20 protein-coding genes are annotated in these 23,630 nt (G+C 45.5%); 8 read left to right on the forward strand and 12 right to left on the reverse strand.

Annotated elements, in window-relative coordinates:
• Positions 1 to 30: 30 nt before the first annotated feature.
• Positions 31 to 396, reverse strand: coding sequence for a hypothetical protein (locus PPRES148_RS04000; protein WP_149453344.1), 366 nt, complete (start codon positions 394 to 396; stop codon positions 31 to 33).
• A gap of 609 nt (positions 397 to 1,005) precedes the next feature.
• Positions 1,006 to 3,171 carry an ABC transporter permease gene (locus tag PPRES148_RS04005; RefSeq protein WP_149453345.1) on the reverse strand — a complete coding sequence of 722 codons (2,166 nt, stop codon included), beginning with the start codon at positions 3,169 to 3,171 and terminating at the stop codon, positions 1,006 to 1,008.
• Positions 3,172 to 3,512: 341 nt separating this feature from the next.
• Here PPRES148_RS04005 and PPRES148_RS04010 point away from each other — a divergent pair, with 341 nt between their 5' ends.
• A complete protein-coding gene (locus PPRES148_RS04010; protein WP_149453346.1) occupies positions 3,513 to 3,755 on the forward strand; it encodes a hypothetical protein in 243 nt (80 codons plus the stop codon).
• A 310-nt stretch (positions 3,756 to 4,065) separates the two neighbouring features.
• Here PPRES148_RS04010 and PPRES148_RS04015 read toward each other — a convergent pair whose 3' ends face one another.
• The gene (locus tag PPRES148_RS04015; RefSeq protein ID WP_223127945.1) at positions 4,066 to 5,064 is read right to left on the reverse strand and encodes a CPBP family intramembrane glutamic endopeptidase; all 999 of its coding nucleotides are present in this window, start codon (positions 5,062 to 5,064) and stop codon (positions 4,066 to 4,068) included.
• Between the two features lie 213 nt (positions 5,065 to 5,277).
• The gene (locus PPRES148_RS04020) at positions 5,278 to 5,631 is read right to left on the reverse strand and encodes a hypothetical protein (RefSeq protein WP_149453348.1); all 354 of its coding nucleotides are present in this window, start codon (positions 5,629 to 5,631) and stop codon (positions 5,278 to 5,280) included.
• Between the two features lie 1,336 nt (positions 5,632 to 6,967).
• Between PPRES148_RS04020 and PPRES148_RS04025 the strand changes: the two genes are divergently transcribed.
• The 3 genes from PPRES148_RS04025 (at position 6,968) to PPRES148_RS04035 (ending at position 8,568) form a co-directional block, all read left to right on the forward strand.
• Positions 6,968 to 7,099: a transposase gene (locus PPRES148_RS04025; RefSeq protein WP_149453349.1), complete on the forward strand. Its 132-nt coding sequence runs from the start codon at positions 6,968 to 6,970 to the stop codon at positions 7,097 to 7,099.
• Between the two features lie 630 nt (positions 7,100 to 7,729).
• Positions 7,730 to 8,059, forward strand: coding sequence for a hypothetical protein (locus PPRES148_RS04030; protein ID WP_149453350.1), 330 nt, complete (start codon positions 7,730 to 7,732; stop codon positions 8,057 to 8,059).
• A 164-nt stretch (positions 8,060 to 8,223) separates the two neighbouring features.
• On the forward strand, positions 8,224 to 8,568 hold the full coding sequence (locus tag PPRES148_RS04035; RefSeq protein ID WP_149453351.1) for a hypothetical protein: 345 nt from the start codon (positions 8,224 to 8,226) through the stop codon (positions 8,566 to 8,568).
• 965 nt (positions 8,569 to 9,533) lie between these two features.
• Here PPRES148_RS04035 and PPRES148_RS04040 read toward each other — a convergent pair.
• The 4 genes from PPRES148_RS04040 to PPRES148_RS10925 form a co-directional block, all read right to left on the reverse strand.
• Positions 9,534 to 10,274 (reverse strand): hypothetical protein, encoded by a 741-nt coding sequence (locus tag PPRES148_RS04040; protein ID WP_149453352.1) that lies wholly within the window; start codon positions 10,272 to 10,274, stop codon positions 9,534 to 9,536.
• A gap of 589 nt (positions 10,275 to 10,863) precedes the next feature.
• On the reverse strand, positions 10,864 to 11,121 hold the full coding sequence (locus tag PPRES148_RS04045; RefSeq protein ID WP_149453353.1) for a hypothetical protein: 258 nt from the start codon (positions 11,119 to 11,121) through the stop codon (positions 10,864 to 10,866).
• Positions 11,102 to 11,557, reverse strand: coding sequence for a hypothetical protein (locus PPRES148_RS04050; RefSeq protein ID WP_149453354.1), 456 nt, complete (start codon positions 11,555 to 11,557; stop codon positions 11,102 to 11,104). The genes PPRES148_RS04045 and PPRES148_RS04050 overlap by 20 nt, the downstream gene beginning before the upstream one ends.
• An 807-nt stretch (positions 11,558 to 12,364) precedes the next feature.
• A complete protein-coding gene (locus PPRES148_RS10925; RefSeq protein WP_187820560.1) occupies positions 12,365 to 13,210 on the reverse strand; it encodes a hypothetical protein in 846 nt (281 codons plus the stop codon).
• A 647-nt stretch (positions 13,211 to 13,857) separates the two neighbouring features.
• Between PPRES148_RS10925 and PPRES148_RS04060 the strand changes: the two genes are divergently transcribed.
• A complete protein-coding gene (locus tag PPRES148_RS04060) occupies positions 13,858 to 14,040 on the forward strand; it encodes a hypothetical protein (protein WP_149453355.1) in 183 nt (60 codons plus the stop codon).
• A gap of 490 nt (positions 14,041 to 14,530) precedes the next feature.
• Here the strand turns inward: PPRES148_RS04060 and PPRES148_RS12845 are convergent, their stop codons facing one another.
• Entirely contained in the window at positions 14,531 to 15,373 is an 843-nt protein-coding gene (locus PPRES148_RS12845; protein ID WP_187820562.1) for a hypothetical protein, read from the reverse strand.
• A gap of 658 nt (positions 15,374 to 16,031) precedes the next feature.
• Here PPRES148_RS12845 and PPRES148_RS04070 point away from each other — a divergent pair.
• Positions 16,032 to 16,217 (forward strand): hypothetical protein, encoded by a 186-nt coding sequence (locus PPRES148_RS04070; RefSeq protein ID WP_149453357.1) that lies wholly within the window; start codon positions 16,032 to 16,034, stop codon positions 16,215 to 16,217.
• A gap of 843 nt (positions 16,218 to 17,060) precedes the next feature.
• On the opposite strand, the gene PPRES148_RS04075 is transcribed toward PPRES148_RS04070, so the two are convergent.
• Positions 17,061 to 18,368, reverse strand: coding sequence for a hypothetical protein (locus PPRES148_RS04075; RefSeq protein WP_149453358.1), 1,308 nt, complete (start codon positions 18,366 to 18,368; stop codon positions 17,061 to 17,063).
• 884 nt (positions 18,369 to 19,252) lie between these two features.
• On the opposite strand from PPRES148_RS04075, the gene PPRES148_RS04080 reads away from it, so the two are divergent.
• Positions 19,253 to 19,699 carry a hypothetical protein gene (locus PPRES148_RS04080; RefSeq protein ID WP_149453359.1) on the forward strand — a complete coding sequence of 149 codons (447 nt, stop codon included), beginning with the start codon at positions 19,253 to 19,255 and terminating at the stop codon, positions 19,697 to 19,699.
• 187 nt (positions 19,700 to 19,886) lie between these two features.
• Positions 19,887 to 20,084, forward strand: coding sequence for a hypothetical protein (locus tag PPRES148_RS04085; protein WP_484237561.1), 198 nt, complete (start codon positions 19,887 to 19,889; stop codon positions 20,082 to 20,084).
• Between the two features lie 558 nt (positions 20,085 to 20,642).
• Here PPRES148_RS04085 and PPRES148_RS04090 read toward each other — a convergent pair.
• On the reverse strand, positions 20,643 to 21,431 hold the full coding sequence (locus PPRES148_RS04090) for a hypothetical protein (RefSeq protein WP_149453361.1): 789 nt from the start codon (positions 21,429 to 21,431) through the stop codon (positions 20,643 to 20,645).
• 553 nt (positions 21,432 to 21,984) lie between these two features.
• Entirely contained in the window at positions 21,985 to 22,617 is a 633-nt protein-coding gene (locus PPRES148_RS04095) for a hypothetical protein (protein ID WP_149453362.1), read from the reverse strand.
• Positions 22,618 to 23,630 lie beyond the last annotated feature (1,013 nt).

Consider the following 23,630-nt stretch of genomic DNA (forward strand, 5'->3'; position numbering starts at 1 on the left):
TTCCTTATAATGTAGTCCACAATCAATCCATCAAGGACGAAGTGGGAAACGATCGTTCCGACAAAAATCGCACAATAAAAAGGGCCTTCCGCCCAGAGCGAAAGGCCCTTTTTCATAAAAACGACAGCCCTTTTCATCGTCCCTGGTGGTTATCCACACCACCCCATCGCCGCCACTATGGTCTCCGCGCCCGATCCTCATGGTCCACCCATTCGCCCCACCATTGTACGACATTCCCATGGGAAAATGCAAATGACTGGCTTGTTGGGAGCACACAAAGGGATGATTCTGGGATGATTCACACCCATTGATTTCCAAGGGGCTAGGGAGGAGCATACGGATCTGCACCACCGTTCTTTTCCCCAGATCCAGCCACCTGTCGTTCCGATCCCCCATGGCGGTCTCGCATCCCTCCCGTCCGCGCGGCCCCGGATTCCTACCAATACCCAGGACGACCCACCTATACAGGTCCTACGAGAGGAGTACCTTCTCATCGGATGATCAACATCGCCATTTCTTCTGCGCCCTAAGGATTTTCCAGGGGGGTTCCCGGATCACGATTCACTTTCGCCACAATGAAGACGATCGCGTAACCCATCACGCAACCCACATCATGGGGGGATGGAATGGGGGCGTTTCACAAAAAAGGTTCATGGCCATCCAACCCTGGATACTCCCCACCAAACCCTGGGGCTTGGCTTGGTGTCCTAAAATACCACAGGAAGGGAGGGGAGAGGGCAACGAAGAGAGCGTATCGTATGAAAATCTTGTTCAGGAATCCACACCGCACCCACAACGGGATGCTTACCTAGTACATAGCCTAACGTTGCCCTACCTATTGTGCATTCCGCATCTCATGGTCCCTTGTATTCCATGTACAAGAACGAAGGACGTCCCGGTTCCCCTGCTCAGGGAACGTAACCCACCCGTTCGGGTTCTGTCTTCCCCTATGCATCGGGAAACGAAAGAAAGGGGGAAACTAGGCCATTCTTCGTGCCTAACCCATCATCCAGTGGTCCGTTTTTCCATGGTACGCAAGATCCACAAGCGGGCTAAGAGAAACATGATCATCTGGACGCCTAAGAATACGGCCATCACCTGCAAAGAGGAAAACAGTGTAACCGATGAAATCTTATCCCCTATTTCCCTACCTATCTCCTCACCCATTTCTAAGGAGACTGAGAGCCCTGTAAACCGGACCCCATAATACAGTGCACAGGATGCTAGGAAAACAGCCAATAGCAAGGGGAAAAAGAAAACATAGGCAATCTGCACTGTGATAGATCTTCGTAAATTTGGGATCGAAAAGCCAATTCGCAGTAGATTGTGAAACTGTTGCTGTTGATCCTCCATATCGGTATAAATGCGAAGCAATAGGAAGTTACCAGCAATGGAAACAAAGACAAGGCAAACAATGAGCATGGCGAACAAAAAGATAGCGATGATCAATTTGTCTTGGTATTTTTGACTACCATCGTGGATCACGCTACCCATCATTTCGGGGGAATTGTTCGGGTCGTTGGAATGCAATGAATTCGCTTTGCCCAGAGCTTGAAAAATCTGGGGATTCATTTTACCCTGCCCCGACATGTAATTAGCATCCCGAAACTTTCGAATGCTAGGATCCCGTGAATCTAGTAATTTCGAATACACCTTATCCCCCACTACATACATTCCGATCCTACTACCCCTCATAAAACATCCCGACGGGGGACACACAGGTGCAGGTTGTTTCTCCAGACTTGGGATGGTCACTTCCGCAGCTCCCAAGCCCCGCGGTAAGGGATTCAAGGCCGCCCCTTGCTTCGATCCTAAGGCTACTGCCTCATTGGGTTTAAGGGACCGTAGTAAGGCCCCACCATACGCTTCCATCACCCTGTTGTAATCACCCACAGAAATGGTTAGGAATTCGGTATGCCCCTCGAGGAAGGATCGATCCCCCTTGGCCAGGGCTTCCGCCTTTTTACTCTGTAGCCTTTCATATTTTTCATATTCCCCAGATTCCATGGGGTTTTTGATGAGGACGGGGTTTCCCTTATCCAAACGTACAACCGGTGTCGAATCCACACGTTTCAGACCGCTATCCCTATGGAGGAGAATCTGATCCATCCGCTGCGACCTACCTTGCGCCTCGGGACTGATCCTATCCTCTTCCCCCAGGCGATAGATGAAAAGGGGTGCTGGTGCTGGATTCTGCTTCTCTACCCCCGCAGTGAACTCGGTAACCCCCTTCACAAGGGCTACTACAACACTCGTCGATAAAAAAACAGAGAGCAAAAGCATAGAAAAAAACCAAAAGAAGCGGGAATTATCACGCAACCGATGGGCCATATTCCCTATCCACAACAGACGTATTCCGCGCCAGGAAAAGGACCTATTCCAACGGAACCATCTTGCTAGAGCCACGCTCCCCTGGCGATAGAAAAAGTAAGCACCCACAAAAGTCAATAGAACACAAAAGGGGAAAATATATTGGAGGGAATCTGGAAACTTGTCGAAACCGATATTCATATCTACAGGCAGAAAGAGACAAATTGTGACAACGATCCCCAAGGAGAGAAACGATACTAGGACACGGAGGAACCCTACCGGCGGTTCTGGTTTATCATCCATCCGCCTCTTGCTCTGGAGTAACTGAATTACTTTCCGGTTCCGTACGAGAAAGGGCATCACAAGGGCAGCCAAAAGAAAAATAGCCAGAGAAGATGCCACTGTGATCCCTAGGGCTTCAAAGGAAAAGTGAAAATCCAATGCTATATACTCGAAGAGGGACTCGATCAAAAACCCAAGGCCCCCATTCACAACCATACCGAATGCAACCCCCCAAAGGACCGAAAAACAACCTATAATCATGGTTTCTAACGCTAACATAATCCGCAACTGTCGGGATTTTATACCTAAGAGTATAAGAGTCCCAAATTGTTTCTGTCGTTCCCTGTAGAGTGTAGCCATAGAATAGAAAACAGAGAAGAAGGAACAGAAAACAAGAATATAAAATGTGATCCAAAAGAGATTCTCCACAAACGCCCTCGACAGGGGCAACTGAGGGTGGAACAAGAACGATGCAAAGACAAAGATGACGGAGGAGGTGATCATCGAGTTCAACAGTAGACCTATATAGGCCTGCGGACGACGTTGAATCATACGGACTACACACGAGAAAAATGTCATAATTCTACAGACAGCCCCCTAACTAAATTCTTTCGAACACCTTCATCATACATTGTACCATAACCCTATTTGGTGATATCGAAATCAATTCCCATCTTCGTCGAGTAGGGCGGGTATCTCAGCCAACTCTCTCACAGAATCAGACGTACTACTCTCGCATTATGCAGCTCTTATGATCCCATAGGATTTTTGCCCATCCAGAACCCCAGTCTGATGTCACGTTCTTCGTACCTTCCTCTGCTGTGTTCTATCCGGGTTTCGATCCGACGTTGCCTGGTCCAACTTGCGATCATCTCCTGATCTCAGATCATGCGTCCAGTTTCTAACTCACGATCATCTCTTTGCTTCGGATGGTACGTTGGCTGGCCCAGGCAGACCATTCCTTCGCTCCACCCTCATTACAAGGGTTTCTTCCCTACTATGAGTTGATCCGACTCGGTTCACGAAAGCCTCGGTATACCCTCAAGCCCTTTCACCTGGCTAAGGACCAGTGTCTGTGCAACACAGTCTCCCGTGGTTCCCATGAGGGCCTAAATCAGGGTCCTTCCCTCTGCGCACCGGACCGGACGCCGCATGGAACGTAAGGGGTCGTCTTTTGTGACTCCCCCGACATATCAAGCCATACTTTGGTTTCGACATGAACGGTCCTTTTCGGTATGTCCTCAAACGCTCCACCCTCGTTGAGCCCCCTAATCCCCACCGGACAAGGATTCTACCTTTTCCTAACCGCTCATCACCAGGATGACTGGCAGTGTTGAGTGGTTGGAAACCTTGCTGCACCTACCCAACCCGCCGGACCGGCATCTGATAGGGGCAGATCCTATGGAATAGAGGGGACCGAATGATGCAAACATAGTACGTGTGATTCTGTGGAAGGAGAATCCTAATCTAGATCTACCCGATATCATTCATACTAGCAGCAGCATTATTGTACATATGCAATCCTATGGACAACCATATGGAATATCGACGTGCAATCCAACCATACAACAACGAATCTAAAAAAACACCAATAATTCCAAATAAATCATGCGAACTATGTGCCGCGGCGAACAAAACACTGGTGGCCCCAATACCCACGCGTGGTTGAAGAACACCCCGGAAGAGCAGTTCCTCCCCAACTGCAGGCATAATGGTTATTACAATAGCATTCAACCAACTCAACGTCGGATGAATATACCCACCACCAGATGTACCTACCCATTGGCTTATTATGGACAATGAAAAATCGAGTGTAATCTTTAGGGAAAAAGACAATAAAACACCCATCCCCGTGGGTTTCCTGTTCATCCCCAGTCGAATCCATGTTTCTTTCCCATTACGAGTACTACCGCCCCCGACGGCAAGTACGGCAAGCAATAGTTCTTGGCATTTCGTCAACAGTAAAAACGGGATATCCTCCATTCTGTCCCCGTAATCAGTGACTGGTATGAAAAACTTTGTGTATATAAGATTGATAAAACAAGAGAACATCCACCATACCGCAATACGATGAATGTATCGTTGGGGATTCAAACACAATTTAGACATTATGTATGATCGAAATGTAGGACACACAAAAAACACACCCAATGATAAGTAGAGGGCGAAAAGACCATAAAGGGGGAGCTGGTCCCCTATCGGTATGGGAAAAAAACCCTCGGCAAACAACCGCTCCCCAATGGAGAGGGACCCAATTTTTTTGAATAGATCATACCCCATCCAAGCAACATACAGAACCAGAAATAGGACATCTACCATCCTATCCCGACCCAGAAACAAACCCCAACGAGAACTGTCCCCCAACGCCATAGTATACCGATGACGATCATGATCCAATTTCACAACTAAAAAAATAAGTAACAATTCGAGAATAATATTCAATAAAAGAGTCATTGTAATATATTGCGACATTACCTTCCCCCGCATCCCAGTTTACCAACCGATACCATAATCCCCCCGCCCGCAAGAATGTAGGCGTTTACAACAACACCCCGTGGGGAAACCCATTCGGGAATAACCGGGGGGGCTTTCAGGGACGAAACAACCCCCTGAAAGCCCTGTTCGAGAATCCTACACCCACAATGGGGGTACTTTGCCCGGAAACCCTATATGGGGGTATCAACGTCACCTCCTTCGATTATTAACAACGATGGTGCCACTATAATCATTGTTATTATTGCAACCAACAGATGTAAGCATCAACCCAATACCAATAGCACCGGCAATAACCGGAACAAATCGCTTAGAACGATTATGTGTTTTTTCTCCTAGATTCTTTGCAAAGGTGTTAGTGAGAGGCTGTTCATCACCTAATAGAACGTTTTCCTGATGATTTTCCACCGCTGCATATTCCATACTATCAACATTTTTTTCAGCGGCAAACACCTGCCCAACGTTGGTAAACGACCCCAGTATGCTAAAGGAGCAAACTGCAACAGCGATAACCGTCTTTCTAATGCGTGTGTCCTTAATAAACATTATTCATCATCCTTCATTATAGTATTTTAGCACCTGCCTAGAGCCTATATCGTCAGAGAAAATTTCTACGGATAGAGCGGATGCCACCGCATCACCAAAAACTATACACCCCAACCCATACTGCCCATCCTTTGGAAATCTATAGCATGGATCAATCAGCAATCCTATCAGTGGTAATGGTTGTGGGTGCTTTGATCGCAACCATTACCGACAATACTTGTTGCTGCTGCAAGTACGGAAGCAGCAACAAGTGGAACGAATCGCTTAGAACGATTATGTGTTTTTTCTCCTAGATTCTTTGCAAAGGTGTTAGTGAGAGGCTGTTCATCACCTAACAAAACGTTTTCCTGATAATTTTCCACCGAAGATTGTAGTGAACCATCCCCCCCACTACTTACTATCCTGAATGTTACACCTAAGAGATATAGAAAACAGGTACAGACAAGATCATAATATATAGTCCTATGTATTAGCAACTCAAGGAAAAAACGGATTGAGTTCACTATTGTTTACATTCAACATTGATTTAAATTACATAATTATACTTTATTTACATAAATAACATATTTTTGTTCTTAATAATAAACTAATCATTTTAAAAATTTTTTTAATATGATGCAAGAGGGATCTAAATAACAGAGGCCCAACGGAACCCATTGGGGTATCGGGTCAAAAGTATAGACGGCACCGGTTGGCCATTTGGATCTTGGCCAAACTCCGGACCTGGGGGGGTTCGTGTGTCAAGAAGTTGTTCAAGAGATGAAGGTTGCTCGGCCCTTCGTAACCGACTGATAGATAGCAGGTTACAAACCGCCTAGTGCTGCTGGAGTAAAGTGCCCTGGTAGTGAACGATCTAGGAAAAAGCAGGGCATGATCCTGTCAGGTGTGAATCGGGGAGATCAGCGAAAGCGAACCGTTCGAAGACGCATCGAAAGGCATAGTCCATGTCAAAACCGAGGTAGGCAACTAACGTCGGGATGAACCGTGGGGGACGACCTATCTTCTGCCCCGGTGGCATGCGATGTACAGGCGGGATGAACCCGATTTAGGCTCTTGATCGGAACTTGAGAAATCGTCGTACGGCGTCTGGCTGTCGCCAGATGAAAGACCGAGGACAAACCGAGGTTCCGTGCACGAAGTCGGATCAGCTCATAGTAGTGAAGAAGCTTCTGTAATGGAAGTGGAGCGAAGGGGCTGACTCATCCTGAGGAGGACAGTAAAACGAAACTTTAGTAGGGGATCCACTGGAGGAGATCACTGGAACCTCGCTATTAGGCCCCCTAGTATAATTGACCCTGATCGGTACAATAGGGGTACTTTCCTGTGGGGGGTAAACATGAAAACAGTTCGAAAAAAATTCTCGTTGGAATTCAAACAAAAGGCGGTTGAACAAGTCAAGAATGAACAACATATTGCCCAGGTATCTAGACAGTGTGGGCAACATCCCGTTGGGGGTGTGAATTTCTGAACAGGATTTTGGGAGGGATTTCCTCCCGTTCGGATGCTGCCTTCATTTACCACAACCCCGTTTCATTGAATCAAAATATTTTAAAAATATATGAAAAGATTCCCTTACAAGAAAAATGTAATTATGTTATAAGGATGTCCATAGGTACTTTCATTTAGTAGATAACTATATCCTGATTGGGAATCCGGATAGGACCCCGCTGATTCGGGAGCCTCACTAGAGACTTTTGACCCGACACCCTGAGTTCTCTTTTCTTGCCATCCTAATAAGTTCCGTTGGGCCTCTGTTATTAGGGCCTTCTTGCATCATATGAAAAAAAATTTAATAAATGATTAATTTATTATTAAAAATAAAAATATTTTGTTTGTATAAATAAATTATACTTATATAACATAAATAAATTTTTAATGATAACAATAGTGAACCCAACCCTTTTTTCCTTGGGTTGCCAATACATAGGACTATATATTACGATCTTGTTTGTACCTGTTTTTCACATCGTTTAGGTGTAACATTTAGGTATAGTAAGTAGTGAGGGGGATAGTTCACCACGATCTGTAGCATTGTACGGACTACGATCTTTTTAACATTGACTGATAAAATTAAAATTTAGAAGGAGTGGTCTACATTATGAAATTGTCTGGACAGAATAGAGGACTAGTAAAAGCCGTTGCATGTGTAATGCTGTCAGGTGCCGTTCTTACTTACTCCCTCGGACCGGTGTCAGCGGAGGAATTGGATAAGATTTCTTCAATTCAAAATAGCATGGCCGCGAGGGGAAGTACCCCGTCCGTGGGAGACCTATCCTTGCCTACTACTGCTGTTGTTGGGGATGAGGGAGAAGTTCACCAGCGTTCTAAGCGATTCGTTCCAGCTATTGCTGCTGCCGCACTTGCAGCAGGACTAAGTATTGTTGTTAATGGTTGCAATCAAAGCCACCACAAATATTACCACTTATAGGATTGCTGATTGATCTATGCTATAGATTTCCAAGGATGGGCAGTGTGGGGTTGGGATGCATAGTTTTTGGTGATGCGGTGGCATCCGCTCTATCCGCAGAAATTTTCTCTGACTCCATAGGCTCTGGGCAGGTGCTAAAATACTATAATGAAGGATGATGAATAATGTTTATTAAGGACACACGCATTAGAAAGACGGTTATCGCTGTTGCAGTTTGCTCCTTTAGCATATTGGGGTCGTTTACCAACGTTGGGCAGGTGTTTGCCGCTGAAAAAACTGTTGATAGTATGGAATATGCAGCGGTGGAAAATCATCAGGAAAACGTTTTATTAGGTGATGAACAGCCTAACACTGACACCTCTGCAGAGGATCTAGGAGGAAAAACACATAATCGTTCTAAGCGATTCGTTCCGATTGTTGCCGGTGCTATTGGTATTGGGTTGATACTTACATCTGTTGGTTGCAATAATGGCAATAGATATGACGGCAAATTCATTATTAATAATTAGAGGAGGTGACGTTGATACCCCCATAGGGTTTCCGGGCAAGTACCCCATTATGGGTGTAGATTCTTGAACAGGGCTTTCAGGGGGGTTGTTTCGTCCCTGAAAGCCCTCCTGGTATTCCTGAATAGGTTTCCCCATGGGGTATTGGGGACCGTGCAATTTCTTGTGGGGAATGTCCTATCTATGAATCTAGTCTCATCTTTTGGTAAAGCAATTGGATGACATAATAATATTTTTTTATGACACTGTTCCTGTTTTTGTATCCTCGGGGGATATTCCTTATGTTTATAAAGGTTCCCTTAATCACTAATTTATTGTAAATTCAGAAAATAATGGGCCGAACAGAACGCTACCACTGCGGGATTTAGGGGTGTAATGGATCTTGGGATGGGCGAATACCCAGTCCGATGCTGGAAGGATCGTACCACATAGGTTACTCCAGGACTAGGCAGTGGGATTCTTGAGGAGGAATACGGGATCTCCGTTCCGTGGGAAAACTCGTCGGATGGGGGGAGTTGCCCGGTGGAAAACCGTCGTGGCGCCTTAGACGGTTTTTCACCGAAAGGTGCTAGCTAGAAATCAAGGGTGTAGGCATCGTCCATACAACCCTGACCTTGGGGCTAAAGACAAGTGTCCGTGCAACACAACCCTCCCGTGGTTCCCATGAGAGCCTAACTCAGAGTCCTTCTCTCCCGTGCACCGGACCGAACGCCGCATGGAACGTAAGGGGTCGTCTTTTGTGACTCCCCCGACATATCAAGCCACACTTTGGTTTCGACATGACCGATCCACTCCCACCCATTGAACCCTCCAATCCCCACCGAACAGGGATTCTATCCCCGCCTTCTCCTAAAACCGCCCACCACCACCGCCTAATCCATTTTTAAAATCCAGAATTAGGCAAAAGTCCCTGATGATATTCCGAGCCCGAAGTTTGGCCAAAATCCTCAAATACCTCAGCAGCTATCCTAATAAGCTATTATAATGAATAAAAAGAATGCCATAATCACCACCAGGAGAAAGAACAGTTTTCTAAATATATTTACCTGCAAAAACCAATATAAAGGAAGGGGAACAAAAGAATCCCAAAGTTCATCATACCAACCCATATTTCGTTCAGATTCTAATAAGGAGGGTTTTTTTCCAAGTATCATATGCAACCAACAAGGGAAAACAAAGAAAGGACCTATGAAATCTATAAAATTTACTAAAACTTTCTTGGAAAAAAGAAAAAGATGTGAGGACAAAGTGCTTCCGTAATGATTGTATGTATGGAGGGACATTATATACAAAATGGCAAAAGCTGAGGAAAATATGAATTCTGTTTTTAGAGAACACATACAGGCAACCCAATCCCATTCCTTTCTGCGCAAACGTTGCTCACGCAATCTTTGCCATTGAATCACAACGCACCCACCTATGATTCCCGCTGTAAGAATCCAAACGGAAGAATAAACATATAAAAACAAGCCAAGGGAAGAGAGAAAACAGGTAACACCAAACAATGAAATGGAAAACCAACGTAACTTCGTCATGCTTTGCTGTTGAGCCAATAGAAAATACTTTTTCCTGCCAGAACGCAACCGAATGAAATGACTACCCACTTTTCTGCAATAGTCCTTAAACCCACCCCAACCATGCAAAGACAACCGTAACAACAAAAATAACCCACAATACGTTAAGCTCTTTGTCAACGCTCCAACACACATTTCAGGAAATAAACCTATTTTGGATGAATCAACTGATGGTCTATAAAGTGCAGAGCAAAAAATTAATACCGATTGAAAAATAAAAACAAGAAACCAAAACCTTACATTCGCATAAAAAAAATTATATCCTGCATATTCATCAGAAAAGCCCGAATCATTGGATCTATGTTTCGATGAATGCATGCTACCCATACCCCTCAACCATAAAATAGTTTTTTTCTACATACTCTATCCTGAAAATAATTTATAATACTATATAAAATTTTATATTTATCCATATAACATACTATTTTTACTACCATTCACCCGTAGGATCTATGGACCAAGTCGGGAACTATGTGGTATTTTTCACCCTGTCTTTGCGACCCAAACCCTTCCTCTTATCTGATCAAAAATCCCCTGTTGTACGGATCCTGACCGGTTCTCGAAACCATAGACCCCAGGTTCTGGCATCCCCAAAAAATTATATCCAAAACAAACGGAACACCACAATGTCAAAAAAATAGTTGAAAAAACTAGTAAAAAACAAATAGTGACAAGGGAAACAACGATGGGAATAGTGACCGTATACTAAGTCATATTGCTTGCTTCAGTCGCACCAATAATCACACGCATCAGCCGAGGAAAGGTAACAACCAAAACCCAAGACAACCGCACAAATAGCAGAACACACACCCGCCGCAACGTTAGGACCCAATCGAAGACAATATTTTGCACATGTCTTTATACCGTTGACGGCCCTCCAAATAACGGGACCACCCCCACAAACGAAATTCTTCACAGCCTGACACCTAGCACAGTGATCCCTTTTGAAACGTAGGGAAGAATCAGTATATCCTATTTCCATCGACGACACCCATGCCCCTGTTTTCATTGGGATCGATCCATTCAATTTCGCCATTTTCTTTAAGAACAATAATTCTATATTTACCATCAACGTAAGTATCAACCGCTGTTAAAAAACCAAATATGTCGGAAGAAAATTCCCTCGCATACCCGATTTTCCGCCCATCCCTATATACAGGGCGTACTTCCACAGTAAAAAATGGTTGTTTTATCTTCTCTTCCATTGCCTTTTTTACTGATTTCGGTGCAGAACTCCTTAGAGAAAAACGAATGACCTGGGCCTCACTCCCATCTTCACTAATTCTTATTCCCTGCTCATCAAGAATATTTCTTAATTTCATAAAATGACTCCTCAAGTTGTCACTTGGTGGGTCATTTTGCAGGGGAATCTGTTCTATATTCAACCAATTCTGTGCCCTCTCAAAAATTTCCATCAAGTACTGGGAGCCCCCCATACAGGCTGAATCAGAGTTCATTTCCCCAACAGAGTCATTTACAAGGGATTCTTGGGCATGGTGGGGTCTACTAAGAGAACCCGTGGCTAAAGAAAAAACGCACAACCCCATTAATAACCGTCGATACACAACCTTGGAAATCAAGCTCGCTCATCCCCTTCCACTTAGAAAAGAATTCTTTCTGCCTGTTCTTAAAACCTCATGCAAACATATTCCTCAACAAAACCTTATTCAGTTTTTTAAAATCACTGTGCTCCAGATGAAAGGTACGTGTAGCTGTGTTTAGCCTAATCTAAATTTTACTTCAATTTCTTTATCAACAACTTGACACACTATACAAAAAAATTAGTTTTTTAATCACGATCGCAGAAGAACAATCTTCCTCCTCACAATTCTCGCAACCCAAACTGATACAGAACGAACCGCCCCTGATCCTAATCAAAACCAAATCGTTCATGTCAAACTCAAGCGATCGCCCTGATCCTATCAAAACCAAATCATTCATGTCAAACTCGGGCGATTACGCAAAGTAGAACCAAGCCCCTCCTCCTAACAAGTGAGGGGAGAAGGCAACGCAAAGGGCGTATAGCATGAAAATCTTGTTCAGGAATTCACACCCCCAACGGGATGCTGCCAACGGGGGGTTAAGCCACTTAACACCACCGGCTCGACACCTACAGTGCACTACTATTTTTATATTTCATACAATAAATGAAAAACCTGCCCCTGCGAGGGTACAGGTTTTTACGCTTCGGAAGTCCTACAAAAAAATTGAGACGGTTCCCAACTTTAATAGCTAGCACAGATAAGATCTGAATATTGAGTTATGGTGACATTGGTTTCAACGTTGTCTATATTAAATCCTATAGCAGTTCCAGAAGGAGACAATGCTAGCACTCTCAATTGTATGAGATTATTCAGATCTCCTCCACCTGTGTCACTAACACATATCATGACTGTTCTGGATATAGAAACCGAAGTTGCAGAACCACCAATACTTGCAGCATCTTTCTGTGTTGAAGATCCTACTACAGCGGCATTGAATGTTGCACTTGTATTGAGTTGTTGGAAGCGGAGAATCAGGGCTAATTGCGAAAACGCCGCTGGCGCACTAATGATAAGAAAAGCAGTTACATTAAAAGACGCTACATAAGACCCCACGGAGGGTAATATAATATTTGTACCGGTAAGATTCGTAAGAATGTTTCCACTACCTATTCTTGTGGGGAACGGGCCAAAGGGTAAAGGAACTTCCCCCATTGCGGGTGTGAGAACAAAAGCAGTTTGAGGAACTAAAGTAGCATCCGTTGTTATTGACGGTCCCGTGGGCCCTGTTACTCCTGTGACCCCTGTTGTTCCCGTAGTTCCTGTAACCCCTGTGATCCCTGTAATCCCTGTACCGCCCGTGGGTCCCGGTCCCGTAGGCCCTGTGGGTCCCGTGGATCCTGTAGCCCCTGGATCACCTGTGGGTCCTGTGGGTCCTGTGGATCCTGTAGCCCCTGGATCACCTGTGGGTCCTGTGGGTCCTGTGGGTCCTGTGGGTCCCGTGGGTCCCGTGGGTCCTGTGAGTCCCGTAATACTGCTAATATTGCACACAGAGGGGAAACCACAAGGAGGAAATGAATTGCAAATCATATATATTTATCCCTTCTTTAATAAATTTTTATTATTTTAAAATTATAAATTTAAATAAAATAATATTTTTTATGACAATTGACAGGGATCATTCAAAAAGGGGATTTCCTAGGAGTTTGGTCCCTTGGCCGAAATCTGGATTCAAGGAATTACCCATGTTCTCCCCCGAACATCAAGATTCCCTACACAGAAATGGACTATCTACCATAAAAGTGAAATCAGTGATCGATATGAAGGCTCCAAAAAGTAAGTGAAGTAGTGCTTGAATCGAAATTCTCAACCGGTCACACTGTCCCCCACCCCATATCTCCCCGAGCATGAAATATTCAATTTGTGGGATCCCTGATTTAGAAAAATTTCTATGGGTGGCTAGGTCCGGTTTTCATGGCAGGGAGCTGGGATATAGCACTCTTTGTTGGACTCGCTGTCTCAAGCTTTTTTTTATGGACAGATTTCTTCATGGAGGGAAGAAAAAAATGAGACACAACGTTGGGATGAAAGGAAGGGCCGTCCAACGGATGGGTTGGACGAATCAAACTACAATCCTGAATGCTGTTGCACCCCAAAACCGCAAATGATTTCCCAATCGATGCAAGGGCGGATTTCGGAACAATCCTAATACACTACTAATAGTAATAGTAAATATTATGGCTATATTTTGTGATCGTGACCATGGTGGTGCAAGTTGTATCAAAAGATTGACCGTTGTTGTTCCTATGGAATTGAACATTACCTCAGAGATTAATGATATTGTTCAAGTTTCCTTCGCCTGCATCACGGACGCAACACAGGACCGTGTTGCTTATGGGGAAATCAAATGGCGTCGTTAACTAGCTCAGAACCAACCCAGTATCCAAGAATTTGATCACGTTAGCGTGGAAATTACATCTCAATGGAGTACAAAGGAGTACAAAGGAGTACAAAGGAGTACAAATAAATTAATTATTTTAATATATTTTATAAATTTATAATAGCAAGAGGAACTTCAGAAATCCCCTTGTCGAGTAGACCCGGCATTTCAGCCGAGTCCCTCACAGAACTGGACGTGATACTCTCGCATCATCCAGCTCTTCTCATCCCATCCCAATCTTCAGACCCTTTATTAGGTCATACTTCGATTATGGGGATATTGCTCCAAGGGATCGAAATCCGGATAGAACACAGCAGAGGAAGGTACAAAGAACGTGACACCAGACTGGGGTTCTGATGAATGGGCAAAATCCTATATGGGACCATAAGAGCCACATAATGCGAGAGTATTACGTGTGGTTCTGTGAGAGGGTTGGGTGAGATGCCAGCCCTACTCGACATCTATACAAATTAGCTGCAAATACTATCGCTATATTTTGTTATCGTGACCATGGTGGATGGAAGTTGTACATTAAGATTGACCGGTACTGCTGGATTAAAGCTGCTAAATTGTATCTCAAGACGAAAGTGGTTGTTGAGTCCGTGTGGTGGAATATCACGAACACAACCCAGAACCGTGTTGCTTATAGAAGAATCAAATGCATCGCCGAATAGAGCGGGGCCAACCCAGAACGCAACTATTTGATTGAAGAAAAAATCCGCTGTGAACTGTCGGAAATAGGCTACATAACTGCCCTGCGCACCGGCAGCAGGAGCAGTACCGGTAGTAGTGGAGTAGTTAGCATCTATGTGAAAGGACATTAAATAGGTTCCGGTACTCGGTAGTAGGATATCTGTGGTTCCAATGAGCAGTATATCCCCGCTTCCGTATATTTGGCCGTTACCGGTTTGTAGAATTACAGCAGTTCCGGTAGCTCCTGGACCTGGGTTGGGGGTAGGGGTGATGATTTGGTTGTCGGCACCTCCTCCCGCTACTATAGTCACATCCGTATTCAAACCAGGGCCTGTAGCCCCCGTAGCCCCTGTAATCCCTGTAATCCCTGTACCACCCGTGGATCCTGTAGCCCCTGGATCACCCGTGGGTCCTGTGGGTCCTGTGGGTCCTGTGGGTCCTGTGGGTCCTGTGGGTCCTGTGAATCCTGTGAATCCCGTAGGTCCTGTGGATCCTGTGAATCCTGTGAATCCCGTAGGTCCTGTGGATCCTGTAGGTCCTGTGAATCCCGTGGGTCCCGTAATGATGGGGATATTACATACGGAGGGGAAACCGCAAGGAGGAAATAAGTTTAAAATCACATGTATTTATCCCTTCTTTAATAAATTTTTATTATTTTAAAATTATAAATTTAAATAAAATAATATTTTTATGATAATTGCCATGGATCATTCAAAAAGGGGATTTCCGTAGGAGTTTGGTCCCTTGGCCGAAATCTGGATTCAAGGAATTACCCATGTTCCCCCCCGAACATCAAGATTCCCTACACAGAAATGGACTATCTACCATAAAAGTGAAATCAGTGATCGATATGAAGGCCCCAAAAAGTAAGTGAAGTAGTGCTTGAATCGAAATTCTCAACCGGTCACACTGTCCCCCACCCCATATCTCCCCGAGCATGAAATATTCAATTTGTGGGATCCCTGATTTAGAAAAATTTCTATGGGTGGCTAGGTCCGATTTTCATGGCAGGGAGCTGGGATGTAGCACTCTTTGTTGGACCCGCCGTCTCAAGTTTTTTTTATGGACAGATTTCTTCACGGATTTCTTCATGGAGGGAAGAAAAAAATGAGACACAACGTTGGGATGAAAGGAAGGGCCGTCCAACGGATGGGTTGGACGAATCAAAGTACAATGCTAAATGCTGTTGCACCCCAAAACCGCAAATGATTTCCCGATCGATGCAAGGGCGGATTTCGGAACAATCCTAATATACTACTAATAGGAATAGTAAATATTATGGCTATATTTTGTGATCGTGACCATGGTGGTGCAAGTTGTATCAAAAGATTGACCGGTGTTGTTTCTATGGAATTGAACATTACCTCAAAGATTAATGATATTGTCCAGGTTTCCTTCGCCTGTATCACGGACGCAATACAGGATCGTGTTGCTTATAGGGAAATCAAATGCGTCGTTCACTAGCTCAGAACCAACCCAGTACCCAAGAATTTGATCACGTTAGCGTGGAAATTACATCTCAATGGAGTACAAAGGAGTACAAATAAATTAATTATTTTAATATATTTTATAAATTTATAATAGCAAGAGGAACTTCAGAAATCCCCTCGTCGAGTAGACCCGGCATTTCAGCCGAGTCCCTCACAGAACTGGACGTGATACTCTCGCATCATCATCCAGCTCTTCTCATCCCATCCCAATCTTCAGACCCTTTAGGTCCTACTTCGATTATAGGGATGTTGCTCCGAGGTTCCAGTGATCTCCTCTAGCGGATCTCCCACTAGAGTTTCATTTTACTGTCCTCCTCAGGATGAGTCAGCCCCTTCGCTCCACTTCCATTACAGAAGCTTCCTCACTACTATGAGCTGATCCGACTTCGTGCACGGAACCTCAGTTGTCCTCGGTCTTTCCATCTGGCAGCAGCCAGACGCCGTACGACGATCTCTCAAGTTCCGATCAAGAGCCTACATCGGGGGTTCATCCCGCCTATACACCGCATGCCACCTGGGCAGTAGATAGGTCATCCCCCACGGTTCATCCCGACGTTAGGACCCCACATCGGTTTTGACATGAACTAGCCTTTTCGATGCGTCTTCGAACGGTTCGCTTTCGCTGATCTCCCCGATTCCCACCTGACAGGGTCATGCCCTGCCTTTTCCTAGATCGCTCACAACCAGGGCACTTTACCCCAGCAGCACTAGGCAGTTTGTAACCTGCTACCTATCAGCCGGTTACGAGGGGCCGAGCAACCTTCATCTCTTGAACGACTTCTTGACACACAGTCCTCCGGCCACAACCTTTCACCCATCAATTACCACTCGGTAATTCTATTACCACTACTTGGCGTCCAGCCAAAAATCCCTGATTGCGCGTAATTACTAGACTCAGTAAACTATCTCCCCCAGGTGGAGTTGGAATAAGGAAGGATCTTTCCAATTCTTGGTTAATAGGCGTACCCACATTAAAGGGTAGAAATACACCATTTAAGGTAGGATGAATTACACCCAAAACACCATTACTACCATTGGTAAATCCAACAATTACCTCATAAATTCTGTTTTGTGCTAGAGAAATAACAGTTGAACCAATAAAACTCCTAATATTTGGTCCATTTTGGTAAATTATATCGGTTATTGGGAGGGGCGAATCGAATGATATTATTTGGTAATATGCGGAACTAACCGCGCAGCAAGGTCCTGTGGCACCGGTTGTTCCTCGTATTCCTTGTATTCCTTGTATTCCTTGTATTCCTTGTATCCCCTGTATTCCCTGCGGTCCTTGTGGTCCTGTTGCTCCCGCTGGTCCCGCTGGTCCTGCCGCTCCTGCTGGACCTGCTGGACCTGCTGGACCCGCTGCTCCCGCTGGTCCCGCTGGTCCTGCCGCTCCTGCTGGACCTGCTGCCCCTGCTGGACCTGCTGCCCCCGCTGGACCTGCTGCCCCTGCTGCCCCTGCTGGACCTGCTGGACCTGCTGCCCCCGGTGTTCCCGCTGGACCTGCTGGACCTGCTGCCCCTGCTGCCCCCGGTGTTCCCGCTGGACCTGCTGGACCTGCTGCCCCTGCTGCCCCTGCTGCTCCCGCCGGTCCCGCTGCTCCTTGCGCTCCTGGTGTTCCCGCTGCCCCCGCCGGTCCCGCTGCTCCCGGTGTTCCTGGTGTCCCCGGTGCTCCTGGTGTCCCTGCTGGTCCTGCTGGTCCCGCTGCTCCCGGTGTTCCTGCCGGTCCCGCTGCTCCCGGTGTTCCTGCCGGTCCCGCTGCTCCCGGTGTTCCTGCCGGTCCCGCTGCTCCCGGTGTTCCTGCCGGTCCTTGTGGTCCCTGTAATCCCTGTGCCCCTGGTGTTCCCGCTGGTCCTTGTGGTCCTTGTGGTCCCTGTGGTCCTTGTGCTCCTGGTGTTCCCGCTGGTCCTTGTGGCCCCGGTGGTCCTGTTGGACCTGGGGGGCATACACATGTCGATCCCGCCGGTCCTGGTGGCCCCTGTGGTCCTGCCGGTCCCTGTGGTCCTTGTGGGCCCACTGGTCCTGGCGGTCCCGGAGGACACACACATGTTGGTCCCGTTGGACCTGTTGGTGCTGTTGGGCAGCATGAACAGCATAGGCGGTGTAGTAATTCAAGGTTGGACATAGTCTCATACCACCTCAATCAGATAATATCCATAGTAGCTAACATTATAACGTTATGAAATTTCTATTTTGTTACGTTACTTAGTTGTGTTTTTTATGGACCGTACAACTTCTTGCGGGGAATGCTTTATCTATGAATCTAGTTCCATTTTTTTGTTAAGAAATTTATAAAATTATTATGACAATGTTCCTGTTTTGTATTCCCGGATGGATGTATCTTACTTACTATGAATTTTTAAAATTTTTAAAGGTGCCTGCGCGGAGAACGAACATTGCGTAGCATAAGATCCATTCTGTTCATGGTAAGTACAAAAAAACAAAAAATCCGTAATGTTATCAACATTACGGACATGACGGAATGGTAGATATGGGTGAATTGGGGGGTAGAGCCATTGTCAAGTAGGGCTGGCATCTCGAACCAACCCCCTCATAAGATCTTGTACGCAATAATGTCTCCCAACATACAACTCTTTTCCTCACCCTATCCCAATCCCCAAACCATTTCGGTCCTATTTTTGATTAGGGGGGATGTTGCTTTGGGGTTTCAGTAATCCCCTCACATAAGTTTCCCCACTAAGGTTATCGTTTTACCGTCCCTATCAGAATGAGTCAGCCCCTCTGTTCTACCTTCATTACGAGGTTTCATCGCTATTATGGTCTGATCCTACTTCGCACACAGAAACCCCAGTTATCCTTTGAGCGCATTTTTTAAAATTCAGAAAAAATAATGGACTGGGCAGAGCGTTACCACTGCGGTGTTTATGGGTGGAATGGCGAAGATATTGAGATGGGGGATATCCGGTTGAACGGTTTTGGGTGGGCAACCAACCCGTTGATGGGAACCATATGAGGCAGTGGACTGCGTCTGAAAATAGGGGGGTAAAGATGGAGGAGATGTACGGTAGGGGAGACAGGGGCGAAACAATCCCTTGGACCACCGCCCGGTATTCCCCAACAGGTTTCCCTATGGATAGGGTTGTCGAGGCCCGTGATGAGGAGAAGGAATTGAGTATGATCATCTACGTAAATACCCAGAAGGCACTTCATTCCGATAAGGATTTTGGGATCGATTATAGATCCAACCACGCGCCAGAGGACGATAAGACCTTGTATTTCGACGGAGGGTACAACTGTCACGAGGTAAGGGAAGCGGCTAAGAAACGTACGATCGATATACACCCAACCGATATGATGGGAAGAAAGGAGAATCCCAGTAAAAAAAGGGTAAGTGGGTTCAAGAGAGGAAAGGATGGAACGATCGATCGGTGCCCCTGGTGGCAAGACCCCCGACTCCACCACCACGTACCAACCCGGAGAGAAGGACAAGGGTAAGATGGTGGCCCACTTCCATGAGGAGACCTGCAAGGGATGTAAATTTGTCGAACAATAATGTGCTGCTAAACCTCTAAAGAGAGGAGGGAGGATCCTGCGCACTACGGATCAGTCCTATTCAACGGCGAAACAACGGGACAAAATAGAGCAACCAGGGTATAAAGAAGAGGGCAATCGTTGTGCGGCTGTGGAGGGGGTTTGTTCTTCTATAAAGAATCGTTTTCAGGCTGCCAAGATGAAGGTGCGCGGTAAGATGAGGGTGGGCACGGGCTATGATGGCAAAGGGGTCGGCTTATCATTGAATTCAGGTCGTTCGTTATCTTCAGAAGAAGATCAGGGAAAGGAGGATAAGATCACCCATAACTACATAGAATTAAATATATGATAAAATTTAAATAAAAAATAAAATTCGACTTTATGTCGGCTTCTTTAGTATGCGCAAAAGGGACGAGATAGGAACCAAATTTTCAGGTGCACTCCCCCAGAAAAGGGTACCTTTCAACTCCAAAGCACGTACGCCTGAAATATCCGAACAGACTGTTTTTATATTCATTAACAATATAAACATTTTCTAAACATATAATTTAATTTATAAAATATTTTAATGAGTCTGATACCTTTTTCAGCAGGGGCACCATTGATAATAAATTGATCATGTATACCCAAAAAATACCGGCCGATCCCTTCCCTATTCATAAAATCCCGAACTAGCCCCGATTCCCCCACACAGATGAATGGGCAGGTGCTGTTCCAAGAGCATCCTACAGAAAAACTGGGACGGCCCCCCAAGATACGAACGCCTTTGTATCGTACCAGTACAAGGTGGAATATAACCTTAATTTTTAGGATTCGCTTCTCTAGAATAGTTCTTCTCATCCCCCGATCGTGAGAATCCGGGGACCCGGAAAAACAATGTATCCGTTGTACTGGGGACCGATTGCAACTACCATAGATACTTCATGATAAAAGAGACTACCGATAGCATCCAAATACTCCATATAGCAAGGGAGACACAAAGCACCTTTGCCATAACACAGAGCATCTTTACCATGCTAAAATTTCCTTCCCTCTTGGAACCCTCTCTACAGTTCCTTATGAAATCCACCTTTAAATCATCATCCCACGATAATTCCCCAAAAAAACCATAACGGTCCATACCCGGCCAGAAACGAAAGGGTTTCTGCAAGGAACGTTCCCCCAACCATAGGCGGAACCACTCTATAGCTACGAGCTGGGAACCGAAAAGTAGTACCATCAAGGACAAGGGCAGGGCTGCGGGGATAAAAGAGATTGAGACAATCCACGCATTACTCTCCAAAACATAATGAAGGACATACAAGGGGACTAGGTACATCACAAACAACTGCGACACCCGCCCTCGAACGAACTTGCTGTCTTCCTCGCACATCGCCTGTGCGCACCATCTCCCTTTTCTCCTCGTCTGCCATAGAAAACTAAATCCCCATAACACCATACCCAGCATCAAGATTTCCGCCGAATGCAAACCAACCCAAAGAAAGAGGAAAACGGAAGACACGAAACTGAGAAAACCCAACCAGGGTACACTATACCAGCGCCATACAGCCACACCCCGCACCCTTGCCTGCTGATGACATTTTTTCCCATAGTACCGCCATTCACACACATTTTTGCATATCATCCCATATCGAAATAAAATACTAAATGTGTAGGACAAAGAAAAAAGAGCCACCACTGCAGACAGGAAGACCACCGTTACGTCTCCAGCCCCCCTTTTGGGTATCATAGAAATAAAATCAGAAAAATATAAAATAGTATAAAATGATAACAATATGTAAAATAGTAACCCAGAAATAATGCAAATAAAAACATGAAATCTTTCCCTCATGTTCATAACAATTTCCCCCTACCCCTATTCCACCAGCAGCGTACGGACAAATGTTTGTACTCCCTCAGGGCAATTTTTAGTCCCAATTTTTGGCCCCTTCGGGGGAAACTTTCCCACATTCTTAAATGGGAGGAAATCCCTAAAAGAACCTTGTTCATAAATTCACATTCACGAACCGGGTCGCCCCCCTATTTTGCCATGGTGGAACAAAAATAGGGGGGCGACCCTTCACTACCACAGGGCTCTTTACCCCAGCAACACTAGGCGGTTTGTAACCTACTACCTATCAGCCGGTTACAAAGGGCCGAGCAACCTTCATCTCTTGAACAACTTCTTGACACACACACCCCCAACGGGATGCCGCCCCCGACCTGAAACAAAATTTAATAAACGGTGCTACTGCGCCGCAGCCTGACCGTTAATCACAGAACCATCCACAAACATAATGGCCAAGCAAACCCGTTCCCGCACCAAGTCCCACACCGCACGCATGATGCCAAAATCTAGTCCAAGGAAAAAGCTTACAAGCAAAATCGGCCCCCTTACCTACCCCATACCCTATCCCCCCGGAAATTGCCGAACACTTCAAACTACAAGAATCTCTCTTGAAACGCGCCACAGATTTCCCGCTTATCTTATCAGAACCCTTATATGCCACCATCCTATCCCCTTCCTCAATAAAAACCATGGATGGTGCGGAGGAGGAGCCCATTGGAACAAGAAATATCCCCTTTGCCTCACCCATACCATCTGCCCCCACAATTTCAGTAACCGATACAAAATCCCCCCCTGTTGGTAGGAATTTCAACAGGGATTGCTTAACTCCTAGAGGGGCATCCCCCCTAATCCCAAAATGAAGCCATCGAACCTTTCCTTCCTTCAACCTTACCCTCCTACCACTAAATGAATCCGCAAATTTTTCTGCATAAACATCCTTCACCTGATCAGATACGGAATTACTAAATTGGGCGGGAACCTCCTCTGACCCCACTTCCTTTATAACCAAACCCGCCAACAAACTCTCCTGCTCTCCCTCTTCCCCCAATGCCACAGAAATTCCTCCCACATCCCCAGGCCCCATTGATGTCACCACTTGCTCATTAGAATACACAGGCGGTGATAGTGCGCTAATAACAAATGGTAACATTAGGATTCTATTAACTTTCATAATCATAAGAAGCATTCCCTTCTCTCTATCATAACAATGGGATACCATAGCCAAAAACAGACAAACCCCAAAGGGGTGATAGTCCCATCATTCGCTCATCGATATAAACGTACTTTATCTATATTTTTGGTCATATCCCACTTTCCGCTGTAAGATTCAAGAGCGGATAGTCTGTGGTCCCTAAAAATTCCCTATTTGCGTCTTTTCGATTAACAATTGTTTTTATGTTTTTAATAAATAGATAGAAATTTATTGTTAAATCATATTGTAAATAGCACAAAAGGCGTTATAGGGGTGCTTTTTCTCGGAATCGTGGTTAGATATATCTTCAGAATAATTTTATTTTAATCAGGGGGTTCCCTCTGGAGGAATCCATAGGTCAGCAAAACGTCCCTCCTACACGAAACGGGAATCTCAGTAGAACCTAAAGCTCTCCCTCCCCCTGTTTTTGGTCTCTGTTTTTGCCTTTAGTCCCTTGATCTTTTGTTTTGATTCCCTTGTGTTTTTGTTCTTTTCCCCTTGCCCCCTGGCCTAGGCCAGGGGGTTTTCGCGCCCCTACCCCTCCTCCCCCCCCCAACTCACCATTGTTGTTTGTGTTGGCCTGGCCCATTGTGTAATGGCGCCTGGCTTCCCCATCGTGGGGGCTCCAGAATGGCGCTGCTGCTGCATGGCCTTCCTTTATCCCTCCCCCTTGTGGGGAAGGGGGGTTCTTCTATGACTGTCGTTGCCTTTATGTAGCCCTATGCGACCCTATAGTCCTTCTCACTTTTACATACGCAATTTCCACTATTGCCCTTGGGAAACAGTCGATCCTCTACTCAAAAACTCTGTTCCATGATCCCTTCTGGATCCTCCACGATATGCATGATGATCAACAGGGTTAGGTGAGATAGAAA

The organism is Pasteuria penetrans, from assembly GCF_900538055.1.
GTDB classification, from domain to species: domain Bacteria; phylum Bacillota; class Bacilli; order Thermoactinomycetales; family Thermoactinomycetaceae; genus Pasteuria; species Pasteuria penetrans.